The 16,625-nt window shown below is 37.5% G+C and carries 18 protein-coding genes and 1 pseudogene; 17 read left to right on the top strand and 2 right to left on the bottom strand.

Features of this window, described 5'->3' with window-relative positions; all coding sequences use genetic code 11:
• Positions 1–29 precede the first annotated feature (29 nt).
• The 15 genes from ACYH9I_RS05980 (at position 30) to ACYH9I_RS06050 (ending at position 14,817) form a co-directional block, all read left to right on the top strand.
• Positions 30–629 (top strand): methionine ABC transporter permease, encoded by a 600-nt coding sequence (locus ACYH9I_RS05980; RefSeq protein WP_483559675.1) that lies wholly within the window; start codon positions 30–32, stop codon positions 627–629.
• 211 nt (positions 630–840) lie between these two features.
• The gene (gene mlaF, locus ACYH9I_RS05985; RefSeq protein ID WP_483559640.1) at positions 841–1,656 is read left to right on the top strand and encodes a phospholipid ABC transporter ATP-binding protein MlaF; all 816 of its coding nucleotides are present in this window, start codon (positions 841–843) and stop codon (positions 1,654–1,656) included.
• The gene (gene mlaE, locus ACYH9I_RS05990) at positions 1,656–2,435 is read left to right on the top strand and encodes a lipid asymmetry maintenance ABC transporter permease subunit MlaE (RefSeq protein ID WP_483559642.1); all 780 of its coding nucleotides are present in this window, start codon (positions 1,656–1,658) and stop codon (positions 2,433–2,435) included. Before mlaF ends, mlaE begins: the two co-directional genes overlap by 1 nt.
• Before the next feature lie 11 nt (positions 2,436–2,446).
• On the top strand, positions 2,447–3,037 hold the full coding sequence (gene mlaD, locus ACYH9I_RS05995; RefSeq protein ID WP_483559644.1) for an outer membrane lipid asymmetry maintenance protein MlaD: 591 nt from the start codon (positions 2,447–2,449) through the stop codon (positions 3,035–3,037).
• 9 nt (positions 3,038–3,046) lie between these two features.
• Positions 3,047–3,691 carry a phospholipid-binding protein MlaC gene (gene mlaC, locus ACYH9I_RS06000; RefSeq protein WP_483559646.1) on the top strand — a complete coding sequence of 215 codons (645 nt, stop codon included), beginning with the start codon at positions 3,047–3,049 and terminating at the stop codon, positions 3,689–3,691.
• Between the two features lie 6 nt (positions 3,692–3,697).
• On the top strand, positions 3,698–3,970 hold the full coding sequence (locus ACYH9I_RS06005; RefSeq protein WP_483559647.1) for an STAS domain-containing protein: 273 nt from the start codon (positions 3,698–3,700) through the stop codon (positions 3,968–3,970).
• A 117-nt stretch (positions 3,971–4,087) separates the two neighbouring features.
• On the top strand, positions 4,088–4,345 hold the full coding sequence (locus ACYH9I_RS06010) for a BolA family protein (protein WP_091346317.1): 258 nt from the start codon (positions 4,088–4,090) through the stop codon (positions 4,343–4,345).
• A 95-nt stretch (positions 4,346–4,440) separates the two neighbouring features.
• The gene (gene prlC / locus ACYH9I_RS06015; protein WP_483559649.1) at positions 4,441–6,468 is read left to right on the top strand and encodes an oligopeptidase A; all 2,028 of its coding nucleotides are present in this window, start codon (positions 4,441–4,443) and stop codon (positions 6,466–6,468) included.
• Complete coding sequence (locus tag ACYH9I_RS06020) at positions 6,455–7,186, top strand: class I SAM-dependent methyltransferase (RefSeq protein ID WP_483559651.1); 732 nt, start codon at positions 6,455–6,457, stop codon at positions 7,184–7,186. Before prlC ends, ACYH9I_RS06020 begins: the two co-directional genes overlap by 14 nt.
• Before the next feature lie 21 nt (positions 7,187–7,207).
• Positions 7,208–7,897, top strand: coding sequence for a 16S rRNA pseudouridine(516) synthase RsuA (rsuA, locus tag ACYH9I_RS06025; protein ID WP_483559653.1), 690 nt, complete (start codon positions 7,208–7,210; stop codon positions 7,895–7,897).
• A 133-nt stretch (positions 7,898–8,030) separates the two neighbouring features.
• Positions 8,031–9,272: a Bcr/CflA family multidrug efflux MFS transporter gene (locus ACYH9I_RS06030; protein WP_483559655.1), complete on the top strand. Its 1,242-nt coding sequence runs from the start codon at positions 8,031–8,033 to the stop codon at positions 9,270–9,272.
• A 5-nt stretch (positions 9,273–9,277) separates the two neighbouring features.
• Positions 9,278–9,802, top strand: a complete 525-nt coding sequence (locus ACYH9I_RS06035; protein WP_483559657.1) for a gamma carbonic anhydrase family protein — start codon at positions 9,278–9,280, stop codon at positions 9,800–9,802.
• 112 nt (positions 9,803–9,914) lie between these two features.
• Complete coding sequence (locus ACYH9I_RS06040; RefSeq protein ID WP_483559659.1) at positions 9,915–12,911, top strand: DNA translocase FtsK 4TM domain-containing protein; 2,997 nt, start codon at positions 9,915–9,917, stop codon at positions 12,909–12,911.
• A gap of 101 nt (positions 12,912–13,012) precedes the next feature.
• Entirely contained in the window at positions 13,013–13,915 is a 903-nt protein-coding gene (gene citG, locus ACYH9I_RS06045) for a triphosphoribosyl-dephospho-CoA synthase CitG (RefSeq protein ID WP_483559661.1), read from the top strand.
• 461 nt (positions 13,916–14,376) lie between these two features.
• Positions 14,377–14,817: a hypothetical protein gene (locus tag ACYH9I_RS06050; RefSeq protein WP_483559663.1), complete on the top strand. Its 441-nt coding sequence runs from the start codon at positions 14,377–14,379 to the stop codon at positions 14,815–14,817.
• A gap of 187 nt (positions 14,818–15,004) precedes the next feature.
• Here ACYH9I_RS06050 and ACYH9I_RS06055 read toward each other — a convergent pair whose 3' ends face one another.
• Positions 15,005–15,157 (bottom strand): helix-turn-helix domain-containing protein, encoded by a 153-nt coding sequence (locus ACYH9I_RS06055; RefSeq protein ID WP_483559665.1) that lies wholly within the window; start codon positions 15,155–15,157, stop codon positions 15,005–15,007.
• Positions 15,158–15,208: 51 nt separating this feature from the next.
• On the opposite strand from ACYH9I_RS06055, the gene ACYH9I_RS06060 reads away from it, so the two are divergent.
• Positions 15,209–15,379, top strand: a complete 171-nt coding sequence (locus tag ACYH9I_RS06060; RefSeq protein WP_483559667.1) for a hypothetical protein — start codon at positions 15,209–15,211, stop codon at positions 15,377–15,379.
• Between the two features lie 15 nt (positions 15,380–15,394).
• A pseudogene (locus tag ACYH9I_RS06065) lies at positions 15,395–15,541 on the top strand (hypothetical protein); the annotation flags it as partial.
• 756 nt (positions 15,542–16,297) lie between these two features.
• Here ACYH9I_RS06065 and ACYH9I_RS06070 read toward each other — a convergent pair.
• The coding region (locus ACYH9I_RS06070) for a hypothetical protein (protein WP_483559668.1) at positions 16,298–16,625 on the bottom strand (328 nt) is incomplete at its 5' end.

Consider the following 16,625-nt stretch of genomic DNA (forward strand, 5'->3'; position numbering starts at 1 on the left):
TTATTCAGGCATTTTATGATACCTTTATTATGGTCTTTTTCTCCTTAAGTGTTGGGGTATTATTAGGTATTCCGCTTGGTATCTGTTTAGTCACAACAAGACCGACAGGGTTATTAGAAAACCCACTGATTTATCGAATATTAAATCCAATCATCAACACACTAAGATCGCTTCCTTTTATTATATTACTTGTCGCCATTCATCCACTAACTAAACTGATCGTTGGTAGTTCATTTGGCACACTAGCAGCTATTGTGCCTTTAACCATTTATGTTGCACCTTATATAGCCCGATTAGTTGAAAACTCCTTACTTGAACTTGATAATGGTATTATTGAAGCTGCGCAATCCATGGGTGCAACAACATTACAAATTATTTGGCATTTTATGTTACCTGAAGCCTTCAGCTCGTTAATTTTAACCATAACAACAGCCACCATTGGCTTAATTAGTGCAACGGCAATGGCTGGTGCAATTGGCGCTGGAGGGATTGGTGATTTGGCTATTTCGTACGGTTATCAACGTTTTGATACGGCCGTCACTATTATTTGCGTGGTAATTTTGGTTATTGTTATACAATTTATTCAAAGTCTTGGAAACTATCTAGCACGAAAAGTCAGGCACGAATAATACATAACACAATATAAAAACATCAATACCATAACACTAAAAGGCAAAATACATTTTGCCTTTTTTGCTCTGATTCATTATTGAATGTGATGTGCATTTTATATCAATTGTTAGCATTTTAGTATAAAACAATAACTTTAATACATTTCCTTTATTCTCAATTATCAAGTAAAATAGCTCCAATTTTAGATCAGTAGTGTAGGAAATCACTGTGACAAACACATTACAGCAGAATTTGGTTGAAATCCATGATATGTCTTTTTATCGTGGAACAAGACCTATTTATAAAAATATGAATCTGAATGTCCCAAAAGGAAAAGTCACGGCAATTATGGGGCCATCAGGCATTGGTAAAACCACCTTATTACGCCTAATTGGTGGACAATTAAAACCGCAATCAGGAAAAATTTTATTTGATGGTGAAGATATACCCAGCATGTCGCGTTCAAGATTGTATGAAGTACGTAAACGCATGAGCATGTTGTTTCAATCCGGTGCCTTATTTACTGATCTAACAGTATTTGACAATGTCGCCTATCCATTACGCGAACACCTTAACTTACCTGAACCTATATTGCATAATTTAGTGTTAATGAAATTACAAGCGGTTGGCTTACGTGGCGCAGCTCAAATGATGCCATCAGAATTATCTGGTGGTATGGCAAGACGAGCCGCTTTAGCTAGAGCTATAGCGCTGGATCCCGATTTAATCATGTTTGACGAACCGTTTGCAGGACAAGATCCTATCTCAATGGGTGTAATTGTTAAACTGATATCCGAAATTAACCAATCATTAGGATTAACCTGCATTGTTGTGAGCCATGATGTGAGCGAAGTACTCAGTATTGCAGACTATGCTTATATTGTAGCTGAACAACATATTATTGCAGGTGGTACACCGCAGCAATTGCGTGATAATGACGATTCACGGGTTAAACAGTTCCTTGACGGTTTGGCTGATGGACCCGTCCCTTTTCATTATCCTGCTGATGATTACCGATTAGACCTAAGCAGAGGTATAAAATAATGTTGAATTTACTGGCAAAATTAGGGCAATGGTTTATCAATATCATTGCGATGATTGGCCGTTCCGGTGTTATGCTGTTTGGGGCATTAATTGGTAAGCCACAATTTAATAAACAATTTCCATTACTCATTAAGCAATTTTATTTTGTTGGAGTACAATCACTGACCATCATTATTGTTTCTGGTCTTTTTATAGGCATGGTTCTGGCTCTACAAGGTTACTTTATACTAACCACCTTTGGAGCCGAAGCAAGCATTGGAATGATGGTTGCTCTAGCCCTACTTCGCGAATTAGGGCCTGTTGTCGCAGGTCTACTGTTTGCTGGCCGTGCAGGCTCTGCCTTAACAGCCGAAATTGGTTTAATGAAAGCAACTGAACAGTTATCAAGTATGGAGATGATGGCAATTGATCCACTACGACGTATTATCGCTCCGCGTTTTTGGGCTGGATTTTTTAGTATGCCGTTTTTAACTGCAATTTTTGTCACCGTGGGCATTTTAGGTGGCTCGCTTGTTGGTGTTGATTGGAAAGGTATTGATGCGGGCTTTTTTTGGTCATCTATTCAAAGCAATGTTGATTGGTGGCATGATTTAGGAAACTGTTTTATCAAAAGCTTTGCATTTGCCATCGCTAGCACTTGGATTGCACTTTTTAATGGTTACGATTGTGTACCAACATCAGAAGGAATTAGTCGAGCAACAACAAGCACTGTTGTTTATTCATCATTAGTTATTTTGGGGTTAGATTTTATTTTAACCGCATTAATGTTTAGTCATTGAGGTCATTAAACATGAGTCGTAAAATCGAAATTACAGTAGGATTATTTATGGTACTGGTCATTTGTTCAGTGCTATTTTTATGTTTTAAAGTAACCGATCCAACATCATTTGCAAGCCATAATTCCTATCGAGTTTATGCTGTATTTGAGAATATTGGGGGATTAAAAGCACGTTCTCCGATCAAAATTGGTGGGGTAGTCATTGGTCGCGTCAGTAATATTTCGCTAAATTCGTCAAATGGCAATCAATACAAACCTTATGTAGCCATGGATATTGATGCACAATATGATAAAATTCCAAGTTCAAGTTCACTTTCAATTAAGACATCTGGAATACTTGGAGAACAGTTTATTGATATCAATATAGGCGTTGATAGAGAAACAGAATTTAGTATTGACGCATCAGGCGTTGATCCAGCTATTTTAGCTAAAGCAAAAAAAAATAAAACTCCGCCATACTTACTCGAAGGTTTTGTTGTGCAAAACACCACACCTGCTCTCGTTTTAGAAGATCTGATTGGTAAATTCCTTTACAGTATAGGAGGCTCATCAGATAAAGACAAAGCCAACAAAGATAAAAAAGAAGATACAACTGAAAACTAAGGAGTTAACATGTTAAACAAATTTAAAACAACTATTTTTTTAGTATTAGCTTTATTGTTTAGTTCTACAGCCTTTGCTGAAAACGATCCCTATAAAGAAATGCAAGTTTCTGCTGATAAGATTTTTAGCACCATGAATGCACAATCCGCAGCATTAAAATCAAATCCTAACAAACTCAAAGAGATTGTAAAATCGGATCTGTTACCTTATGTGCAAGTAAAATATGCTGGCGCATTGATTTTAGGTAATTATTATAAAAGTGCAACAGAGGCACAACGCACGGCTTATTTTGAAGCTTTTGAAAACTACCTTGTACAAGCTTTCGCTCAAGCATTATCTATGTATAATGGTCAAACCTATCAAGTTGAATCGCCTAAAGATTTAACTGGCAAAACACTTATTTCTATTCGTGTTTTATTAAATCAACCGGATAAAAATCAACAACCATTGCGTATTGATTTTCAATGGCGTAAAAACTCTATCACAGGCGAATGGAAAGCTTATGATTTAGTTGCTGAAGGTGTAAGCATGATCACCACAAAACAAAATGAGTGGTCAACTATTTTACGTCAAGATGGTATTGATGCATTAACCAAACAATTAACTGAACTTTCAAATCGCAATATTGATCCAAATGCTAAACAAAAAGGTTAGTCGATAATGTCGCGAATCAAAACAGAAAAACAACAAGATATATTATGTTTACAGGGTGAACTTGATGTTCACTCCTTAAACGACTTATGGTCAACACAAGACTCTATTTTAAATGGTATAAAATGCATTGATGTAGAGCAACTTACTCGGGTTGACTCTTCAGGGCTCGCGACGTTAATTTACTTTTGCAATAAATATCATGTCAAACTCAAAGGTATTAACCCTCAATTGCAAACGCTCATTACCTTGTATGATTTACAACCTGTAATCAACATTTAAAATAGATTAGGTTTTGTACTGAAATACCAAGCTAAAAAACGGCACTACAACGCAGAATTACCAAAGCCTTTTAACAAAAAATAGTCTTTAAATTTATATTAATGATGAGTATTACTAATGAATAAACAAGAAATTATAGATAAATTAAAAAGTTCGCTTGAGCTTGATGATGTACATGTCCTAACCGACGATGGTAGTCATTTTCAAGTTATTGCTGTCGGTGAATTATTTGCCGATTTAAGTCGCGTAAAAAAACAACAAGCAATTTATGCCCCTTTGGCAGAATTCATCCATGACAACCGTATTCATGCTCTTTCTATAAAAACTTATACCCCTACTGAATGGCAGCGCGAACGCAAATTGATGGGATTATAATGCTTCCCAAGCATGACATTCTCTTGAATTAACTGAATTTGCCACCATATTATGTTCTATCAATAGACAACCCATGTGTATAAAGGTATCGCTACATGACTAATCCATTATTAACAGATGCACCATTACCACTCTTTTCACAAATTAAGCCCGAGCATGTTTTGCCTGCTATACAAGAAACTTTAAAAAACTGCAGAAATACAATTGAAACAGTACTAAAACAAAATAGCCAATACACTTGGGATAACTTAATCCAACCAATTGATGAAGTAGACGAAAAATTTGGTCGAGCTTGGTCGCCAGTTAGCCATCTTAATTCAGTTAAAAATAGCCCAGAACTACGCGAAGCTTATGAAGCTTGTCTGCCATTATTATCTGAATACAGCACATGGGTTGGACAACATAAACCTTTATATCAAGCCTATAAACAACTCAAAGAAAGCGAACAATACGCAACATTAAGCAAAGCACAGAAAAAAGTTATTGATAATGCATTACGTGATTTTGAATTATCTGGAATTGGTTTACCTGATGATAAACAAAAACGCTACGGTGAAATTGTCGCAAAATTATCAGAATTATCCTCAAAATATAGCAATAATGTACTTGATGCGACCATGGGGTGGTCAAAACTAATTACTGATATCAAAGAACTTTCTGGCATGCCTGAAAGTGCGCTTACTGCTGCTCAAGAACAAGCCAAAATAAAAGGCGAAGAGGGTTGGTTACTGACTTTAGATATGCCAAGTTACCTTCCTGTTATGACTTATTGTGATAACCGTGATTTACGATTTGAACTTTATCAAGCCTATACGACTCGTGCATCAGATCAAGGCCCTCATGCTGGTAAGTGGGATAATACAGAGATCATCAAACAAATCTTAATGCTACGTCATGAACTTGCACAATTACTAGGCTTCAATACTTATGCTGATAAATCACTTGCAACAAAAATGGCTCAATCTACCTCGCAAGTCATCGAATTTTTAAATGATTTAGCAATTAAAGCTAAACCTCAAGGCGAAAAAGAGCTAGCTGAACTTAAACGTTATGCTTATGAGTTTTTTGGTGCTAGTGATATCAAACCATGGGATGTGGCTTATTATAGTGAAAAACAAAAGCAATATTTATACAGCATTAACGATGAAGAGTTGCGTCCTTATTTTCCACAGCAAAGAGTAATTAGTGGTTTATTTGAGGTAGTACACCGCATCTTTGGTATTACAGCCAAAGAACGACAAGGCGTTGAAGTTTGGGATCCTGAAGTAAAATTTTATGATCTGTTTGCCGCTAACGGTGAATTAAAAGGTAGCTTCTATCTTGATTTATATGCACGCGAGCACAAGCGTGGTGGCGCTTGGATGGATGATTGTATTGGTCGTATGCGTTTTGCTGACGGACATGTACAAAAACCGGTTGCCTATTTAACCTGTAACTTTAATCGCCCGGTTGGCGACAAACCAGCGCTATTTACGCACGATGAAGTCACCACCCTATTTCATGAGTTTGGTCATGGTTTACACCACATGTTAACCGAAATTGATACTTCATCTGTCGCAGGTATTAATGGTGTACCTTGGGATGCGGTTGAATTACCTAGTCAATTCTTAGAAAACTGGTGTTGGCAACCCGAAGCGCTTGCATTTATATCAGGACATTATCAAACTGGCGAACCACTGCCAGCAGAAATGTTAGAAAAAATGCTAGATGCTAAAAACTATCAAGCCGCGCTATTTATTTTACGTCAATTGGAATTTGGCCTTTTTGACTTTAAATTACATACACAAAAAGATCCAGATATTTTAAACACATTAGCCGAAGTAAGAAAGCAAGTCGCTGTTGTGCCTACTGTTGAATGGGGTCGATTCCCGCATGCATTTAGTCATATATTTGCTGGTGGTTATGCTGCAGGTTATTACAGCTATTTATGGGCAGAAGTATTATCTGCTGATGCATTTTCACGTTTTGAAGAAGAAGGTATCTTCAACGCTAAAACCGGTAATGCCTTTCTTGATAACATCTTATCGCAAGGCGGTAGCGATGAACCAATGACACTATTTAAAAATTTCCGAGGCCGCGAACCTCAACTTGAAGCATTACTTCGTCATTATGGTATCCACTAGTCCTAACTTAGCTCAGCTAAAATTATTAGCTGAGCAGTGGTTATCGGCACATGCCGATTTACCGTTCACTCTGATTACCCAAAACAATCAACTTGAGTTACAAAAGACGGACGAACCCAAATTAGGTTCGATATGTGTTAATTTCGTTTCAGGGGCAATGGCTCATCGTCGTCAATTTGGTGGTGGTCGTGGTGAAGCAATTGCTAAAGCAGTCGGGGTAAAAGGTGAGTATTTACCTACCGTTGTTGATACCACAGCTGGGCTTGGTCGAGATGCCTTTGTTTTAGCATCTATCGGTTGTCATGTCACTATGTTTGAGCGGCACCCTGTCGTTGCTGCATTATTAGAAGATGGTTTACAGCGTGCCTATCAAGATCCCCACATTGGTAGTTGGCTTAAGCAGCATTTACGTTTAATTTATCATTCAAGCATTGAGGGATTAAGTACTTACCCTGAAAAACCCGATGTGATTTATCTCGATCCCATGTTTCCACATCGTCAAAAAAGTGCACTTGTCAAAAAAGAGATGCGCATTTTTCAACAACTGGTTGGTAGTGATAATGATGCAGATAGCTTATTAGAGCCAGCAAGAAAATTAGCCCAAAAACGGGTTGTGGTCAAAAGACCCGATTATGCACCGTTTTTAGCTAATCAAAAACCAACGGCTGAAATAAAAACTAAAAATCACCGTTTTGATATATATACACCTTTAAAGTAACACAGGAACACGTTTTAAATTATGCGATTAGATAAATTTCTTGCTCATCACTTAGGCGCCAGTCGCACAATTGTCACCAAAGAACTCAAAGCGAAAAAAGTAACTGTTGATGGTGAGATTATAAAATCAGGCGCTTATCAATTATCGCCAAAACAGATTGTTCATTATGATGGTTATCAAATCGAACAAGTTACCAGCCAACGCTATTTCATGCTCAATAAGCCTCAAGGCTATGTTTGTTCAACCGATGATCCCGACCATCCCACTATTCTTTATTTTATTGATGAGCCGATGCCTGAAAAATTGCATGCAGCTGGCAGGCTTGATCTTGATACGACTGGGCTGGTATTGCTGACTGACGATGGTAAATGGTCACACCGAATTACCTCACCTAAACATCATTGTGAAAAAGTCTATGCCGTCACGGTTGAACAACCATTAGGCATTGAACTGATTGATATATTTAAAAATGGCATTCAATTAAAAAGTGAGAAATCACTCACTAAACCCGCTAAATTACATATTATTGATGATTTTCATGCTGAATTAACCATTAGTGAAGGGCGATATCATCAAGTTAAACGCATGTTTGCTGCAGTCAATAATCATGTTGTTGCGTTGCATCGCAAACAGATAGGCAAAGTAATCCTTGATATACCTGAAGGGGGATATCGACCACTTACGCAAGATGAAATCAACTCGTTTAATTGATAGGTACAATTTACAGAGATCTAAACCACAACTTTTCATTTAGATAATTAAAGATTTTTTAAATAATTTTGTGTCATTGATTGTCGCGCATTTTGTTATGTGCATTTTGAATAAAATTTAAAGGAAGTACGACGTGCCAACTCAAAATACTTTAGTTAATCTTAAAATTTCTAAAAAAGTACTGATTTTTATTCTTGGATTACTCTCTATGTTAATGCCTTTATCCATAGATATGTATTTACCAAGTATGCCAACTATCGCTCGTGATTTTCATGTAGCTGATTCGGCTGTACAGCTAACCATTAGCTGCTATTTATTAGGATTTTCTGTTGGACAACTTTTATTTGGGCCACTCACTGATAGCTATGGGCGACGCAACATATTAATTTTTGGGCTAATTATTTTTATAGTTGCAGCGTTAAGCTGTGGTATTGCAGTCAATATTAATCAATTAATTACTGCTCGCTTTTTTCATGGCATTGCGGCAGCAGCAACAACAATTGTGATTAATGCGCTAATGAAAGATATTTATCGAGATCGAGATGAATTTTCTAAAATGATGTCATTTGTGATGCTGATATCTAATGTTGCACCATTATTAGCGCCAATTATTGGTGGATTTATTTTATATTGGTTTAATTGGCAAGCCAATTTCTACACTATCAGCGTGATTGCTTTGACCTGCTTTGTTCTAGTCATTACTTTGATTCCTGAAACACTAGCCAAAGCAAAACGCAATAAATTCAGTTTAATGCGTATATTAAGTAATTTCATAACACTATTTCGCCATAGACAAGTGTTAACTTATATGATGATAGGTGCGTTTTCTGGTGCAGGATTGTTTTCATTTTTAAGCTTAGGGCCTTTTGTTTATATGAATCTGCATGGTGTTGCATCAATTAACTTTGGTTACTACTTTGCGTTCAATATCATAGTTATGGTCCTAATGAATACATTAAATAGTCGATTTGTAAAACATGTTGGCTCTATTAAAATGATGCGCTTAGGCCTGTCGCTCCAATTTATTATGGCTATAGGACTGATGATCGTCACATTCTTTAATTTGGGGTTTGCCTATCTTGTTGCTTGTGTTGCTGGTTATATCGGTTGTATGTCAACCATTGGTGGCAATAGCATGGCAATCATTTTAGACTTTTACCCCCATATTGCCGGCACGGCGTCTTCTCTTGCTGGTACAATTCGATTTGCTGTCGCTGGTGCATTAGGTATATTATTATCAACATTGGTAGCAACGCATACCGCTACAACCATAACGATCGATAATACAACAGAATGGCTAATGGTTGGCTCTATGGTGTTATGTAATTTTCTTTCTGTTGGATTATTTTTAAGGATCAAAAATACTAAAAGGTAATAATAATGATTTATAAACTAGGTAATTTACATCCACAAATTCATCAAAATTGTTTTATTGCAAAATCTGCTGATATCATTGGTGACGTTGTTTTACAAGAAGGTGTCTCTATCTGGTTTAATGCTGTTTTACGTGGTGATATTGCACCGATCAACATCGGAAAAAATAGTAACGTACAAGATAACTGCACAATACACCTTGAAACCGACATCCCTTGCATTGTTGGCGAAAACGTCACTATCGGTCACAACGTCATTCTTCATAGCTGTACGATTGAAGATAATGTGTTAATTGGCATGGGCAGTACAATTCTCAATAACGCCAAAATCGCAAAAAACTGCTTAGTAGGGGCTAACTCACTAGTTACCCATTCACTCCCTTATGAAGAAGGATGTCTAATTATGGGATCACCAGCGAAAATTATCCGCAAATTGACCGAAGCAGAAATCAACGGCAATATAAAAAATGCACAACATTATGTACAAAATGGAAAACGATTTAACCAAAATCTAACCCCAGTTAATCCATAACGACACTATTGATAATAATAAATGCGGTTTTATCTTTTATTCGCTCTTTGAGAGAGTGCAATTTATGATAAAATGCCCACAATTTTAATAGCGACAATGTTTAGGTACGTGTTTGAAAAAGCCCAAAATTACAAGAAAACAAATTACAACTCAATTTATTCTATTTACAATAATCGGGTTAGCTGTTTGTTTATTTTTATCACAGTACAGTTACGATCCGTCCGATCCTGGTTGGTCTCGTACTGCTTGGCACGATCCTATTAGTAATTTTGGCGGCTATATTGGGGCATATACCTGTGATATTCTTTTTCAATTTTTAGGTTTTATCGCTTACAGCCTACCTTTCATTACTATTTTTATTTGTTTACAGTCAATCATCTATTTTTATAAGCATGCTAATGAGCCTATTAACTACTTTAGCCTTTCATTTCGGATTATTGGAGTTTTAGCGTTTATATTTAGTGCTACAGGATTTTTTGCTTTAAATATTCGTGATTCTGAACAGTTTGAAGCGGGTGGTTATCTGGGTGCGATAGTCATTGAAAGCCTTTTACCCATTATAAATAACGTTGCTTTATCATTCATTCTTCTTGGTACTTGCCTAGCTTGTGTCACGTTATTAACTGGATTATCATGGCTCAATCTAACCGAAAAACTAGGTGCTTTTGTCATGCTTCTACTGTTACCGATTAGATGGTTAATTAAATCTCGCCCAACAAATAAATATGAACGACCTGATTCACTTCATGAAAAAACAATAGTACAGTCTGATGAGGAAACAAAATCACCTCAATTTACAATACCGTTTGAAACAAAAAATGATAATCCTCATATTATTCAAACATCAACTACTATCCCAAGCAATGAAGCATCACAAGAGCAGTCATCAAATACTACCGAATCAACTGGCCATGAAGAAATTTCAATCAAAACTACTGCGGAATTAATAGGAGCATCGCACGAAGAAGCTCAATTACCACCGTCAACCATAACCTCGCAAACAATTGACAATCCGCCAAGAAAAGAACTCAATCCAGACGAAATTTTATCTCGCCTTGAATCGATTATTCAAAACATAAATGCGGCCAAAGCTACACCCGATCAAGAACAAGCATTGTCTTCATCAATGGAGCAAATAAAACAGGTAATACAAACGCAAAAATCAGCAGAAAAATTATCATTTGAAGAGCCAGACAAATACACTATTTCTGATGCTCCAAGTAAACCCTTATTTACTTCGGTACATAATGAGCCTGAAATTAAATTCACTCATGAACAAACACACATTGAACCTGCTATAGACGTAGCAAAGGTTGAAATAATTGAATCTAAGCAACCATTTATCCAAGAACCAGAGGTTAATACTGACCAAGCAAATATTGTTAGCATAGCAGACATCGCAGATACAGAAGCTGACACAGAAGTAAAAGCAGAATCAGAAGCCAAACAACTGGAATATATTGATACCGAAGCGCTAAAAAAAGCCAATCCAATCATTGACGATATCTATCCTGAAGAAGATCGTATTGAAGATGTACAACACTACCATTCCAACGAAAGCGACGAAGAAAGTTTAATTCATCCATTATTACGACGAAATGATAAACCATTACCAAAACCAACTACACCTTTGCCGTCACTAAACTTATTAACTGCGCCACCAACAGCGCGAATCGAAGTCGATCATGCTGCTTTAAATGCCATGTCTGAACTAATAGAAAAAAGTTTATCGGATTACCGCGTTAAAGCTAAAGTAGTTGATTATTTACCGGGGCCTGTAATTACTCGTTTTGAAATTGAACTGGCACCGGGTATTAAAGCGGCACGAATTTCAACGCTAGACCGTGATTTAGCGCGTTCACTATCCATGCCATCAGTACGTGTAGTCGAAGTCATTCCAGGTAAGCCTTATGTTGGTATTGAATTACCTAATAAGAACCGCCAAACAGTTTATTTTAGGGAAGTCTTAGATAGTCCACAGTTTAAAGATGCGCAATCACCACTAACGATAGTATTAGGGAAAGATATCGCTGGGCAATCAGTGGTTGCTGATTTGGCAAAAATGCCACATCTATTAGTTGCTGGTACGACAGGTTCAGGTAAATCAGTCGGCGTTAATGCAATGATTTTAAGTATTTTGTATAAATCACAGCCTGAAGATGTCAGGTTCATTATGATCGACCCGAAAATGCTTGAGCTATCTATTTATGAAGGGATACCACACTTATTAACCCAAGTGGTAACCGATATGAAAGATGCTGCCAATGCGCTTAATTGGTGTGTTAACGAAATGGAACGACGCTATCGACTCATGTCGGCGTTAGGTGTCCGTAATATTGCCGGTTATAACGAAAAAATCAAACTGGCAGAACAAATGGGCAGGCCTATTCCCGATCCGCTTTGGAAACCAACCGATAGCATGGATCTTAACATGCCGACACTAGAGAAATTACCGTACATTGTGGTTATGGTTGATGAGTTTGCTGACCTTATTATGGCCGTTGGTAAAAAAGTAGAAGAGTTAATTGCACGGCTTGCGCAAAAAGCACGGGCGGCTGGTATTCACTTGGTACTAGCAACCCAACGCCCATCGGTTGATGTTATTACCGGCTTAATCAAAGCGAATATTCCAACACGCATTGCCTTTACAGTATCAAGTAAAATTGACTCGCGTACTATTTTAGATCAAATGGGTGCTGAATCACTACTTGGTATGGGGGATATGCTTTATTTAGCCCCTAATAGCTCCATTCCAATTCGCGTTCACGGTGCCTTTGTCCGTGATGAAGAAGTGCACGCCGTTGTACAAGATTGGAAAGCACGTGGCACACCAAAATATATCGAAAATGTCACTGTAGCAACCGACGAAAGTGAAAACGGTAACGCAGATATGTTGAGTGAAGAGCTCGATCCATTATTTGATCAAGTTGTCGCTTTTGTTGTTGAAACAAGAAGAGCGTCAATTTCTAGCGTACAACGCAAATTTAGAATTGGCTATAACCGAGCTGCCCGCATTGTGGAACAGATGGAAGTAGAAGGCATTATTAGCGCCCCAAGCCACAGCGGTAATCGGGAAGTACTCGCGGTATCTACACATAGCGATTATTAATTATTGTCATAAACCAATCAATTTCAATCGCAAGATTGGTTTATGACACACTAGCATCACACAACATGATAATTATCATCCCCAATAGGTAATTAATAATAATGAACAATTATTATCAACAAATCGCATTATTAGAATTAAAACTCAATAATGATCCCAATCAATGCTTACCTGCACAATTAGCAACCCAAGCATTAATTAAAGAAATTTGCCTATCACCTAAGCCCGGATTAGTTGACATGAATAACAGTGGTGCCCACCGCGACATGAATTTTCAAACCTTTGTCCACAGCATCAGCGCTATTAGCAACTGGTTTGAACGTTTTTATCAATATGGCAAAGCATCCGCTTTACACGATAACAAACTATTTTTAGCGGGAATTAGACCGATTGGTATTGAGTGTGAACAAGCCATGTTCCAAGCCACCAACCAAGTCAACACCCATAAAGGAGGCATATTTGCTTTTGGATTACTATTGGGTGCAATTGGCCGATTAGAACAACTCGGCTTACCCACCCATGCACAAAACATCTGTAAGCAAGTTTCAGCAATTTGCCAAGGTATAGTTCAAAGCGAACTACAGCAAAATAACCAAGCTAATTCGATAGGCGAAAAGCTATTTAAACGTCATCACTTATCTGGCGCACGTGGCGAAGCTGAATCAGGTTATGCAACAGTTCGAAACATTTCACTACCTATCTATCAAAAAATGCAAAACAGTGGCTATGATGAAGAAACTTGCTTATTACAGGCGATGTTATATTTACTTGCTTTTAATCAAGATACTAATCTGGTTTCACGAGGTGGCCTTGATGGCTTGGCTTTTGTGCAAGAACAAGCGAAAAAACTCATCAAACAAGGTGGCATAATCAATCCCAAAGTACGGGAAAATTTGTATCAACTTGATACCGAATTAATAAAACGCAATTTAAGCCCCGGTGGTTCGGCCGATTTAATTGCGATCACTTGGTTTTTGTCTCAATATAATAAATACCTTTTCTGACCAATTTTTAGCGGAAAATCAGGTCTTTTTTATTTTGGTGAATAGAATAAATTGGGTACGGTGGTTTCGGACGTTTTAACCTTGGGTGAACAAAATAGCTATCGTGACCACGTCCGAGCTAAGGGAATTAGAGCGAATTCCCTTAGCAATCCCGCGCTTGGCTGCAGAATGTGGCCTTCGGCTACCCTCCGCCATCGCTCGGTCTTAACGCACCGTTTGTGACGCGTTCCTGACGCGGCACAAACTCGCCAAACATCCTTGTTTGGCGTGCTAACCTCGCTCTGTTGTCGGCACATTCTGACGCCGGAATAAGACAAACAATATAACCATCGTTTTTGGAAGATATTATGTTTTTATAGTTATAAAATTGATTTTATTTAAATTAAATACCTTTCTGGCGTTTTTTTTATTGCACTTGGCTAACAAATTTCATACTATTATCAAAAAATTAAGGAGATGGTATGAAAAGAATATTGATAATAAGTTTAGTTAGTCTTGCTTTATTCGGCTGTGGAGAAAATAAAATTACAAAAGAGTATCTTTTAGGTAATTGGCATTGTGTCGGTAATGAGTATGAAAAGGAAAACAGTGACGCTAATGAAGATTTTGGTGATTCAGTGTCGTCGTCAGAAAAAACAATGACATTTAAAATGTTAGATAATGAACTTTATCAAATAAATGAGGATGGAACAAAAATCTTGATTGACCCAAATAAAATGGACACTAATAAAAATGAAGTTACAGAAAACGCCAAGATTAACACAAAAACAACAACAAAAATTGTTAATAGCGACACTTTTAATTTCACAATTTTGAATGAAATAAACAAAATTAATAGTAACAATAATAATGTTATTGATCTTAGAACCAAAACAGAAGTGATTTGTACCCGAATAAAATAAGCATTCTCATCACTACTAAAATAAAGCCCGAAAGGGCTTATTTAAATTTAGTTAATTTATTATTAACCACCAAAGCAATTCAATCCCCCCTTAGAGAGTTTTTATTAAAAATCTAGTAACTCAGGCTTGATTTGTAGTGCTTGGCAATTTTAATCCAAGTTGCTTTTCTTAACTTTTGGCTTTTTTCCTATTGAGAATAAGCTGATTGGCTAATACCTATTTTATTCGCAACTTCAACTTGGGATAATTTTAAATACTCACGCCATGCTTGTGCTGGAGAATAATTATTATCAAAAACCATATCAACAACTTCGTTTGGTACACCTGTTAGCACGCTCATCTATTTCTTTCTTTTCTAGCCAATATTTATGTATTACGTCTGGATAAAATTATGCCAATAACACTAGATTTACAAGCCATTGAGGGTAAACAACTTATACAACTAATAGAAGTGGAAGACACAAAATTGGGGCTTGATGAAGTGCTGAGATTTCATGCTCATAATATTTCGCCTGACGGGTGGGCGTCATTTGCCACTGAAAATTTACCATCAATAAAATGATAAGGTAAAAAATATTTACCGTATCCATATAAGTTAAAAGACATTGAATTAAGTCGCACTGGCTCACAACCAATACCAAGGCTATCAGTTGACAATATAGACGGTAAAGTAACGTTTGTACTTGGTGTAATAAACAACAACTTCATCTTTAAAAACCATTAACTAATTGATTTTATTTTAAATTATCGTTAAAAAAAGGGTTTGGAGCGGTTAAATTGCTGTTATTGGGGCGCTATTCGTGGTTTTGTTGATTTGTTGTATGTCGGCACTTTGCTTAGGTTTTGTAAGCGGTTGATTTTCTTTGAAAACACAAAATAAAAACTTCAATAAAATCAATGCCTTTCCTGACCACTTTTTAGATGTAATTGCATTGCTTTTTAACACAAAAGTAACTCATCAAAAAACACCTAAGATTATGTTGTCTGTCTTATTCCGGCGTCAGAATGTGCCGACAACAGAGCGAGGTTAGCACGCCAAACAGGGATGTTTGGCGAGTTTGTGGTGCGCTTGGAGCGCGTCCACAAACGGTGCGTTAAAACCGAGCGCCGGCGTCGGACAAATTTGTCTGGAACAAATTTGAACACCTGAGCACAGCGAAGATGGCCTCGTAGAGGCGAGTATCAGGATGATACGAGTAGTGCCGCAGGCCACATTCTGTAGCCAAAGCGTGGGATTGCAAAGGGAATTCGCTTTAATTCCCTTTGCTCGGACGTGGTCACTGTAGCTATTTTATTTACCAAAGGTCAAAACGTCCGAAACCTTGCCGTACTATAAATAGACCACAAATTTAAACCGCAACAGCGCAACCCTAAGGGAATATGCCCCAACTTACGGGGGGCTTTATTCTTTTTTATATTGTCCTCTCAGGCACCATAACCGCCCCCCCGCCCCTAAGGATTAAGGACTAAACGCTAAGAACTAAGGTGTGGTGCAAACAGCAGGATATCTGCCGGCGGAAGCACTGTCGCTGGTGACGCGGCCGTCGACCGCGTAGACAACGAACTGGTCGCTACCAAAGGCGCCGCTCGTCCAATAGAAGTTTATGTCGAAGTTCGCAAAGTAGCCGAACAAGTTGCCCCACTCCGTTAAAAACCCAGCTCCTATGTGACGCTTGTAATAATTAACAGATGAACTAGGTACTGCGCCATCTACGCCATTTACACATGGAAAGTAAGTATTAACGACACACTTCGCATTGGTTAAATCACTTACCTTAGACAATCGATAACCCAAACTATTACACCAT

This window comes from Gilliamella sp. X-23 (assembly GCF_057063545.1).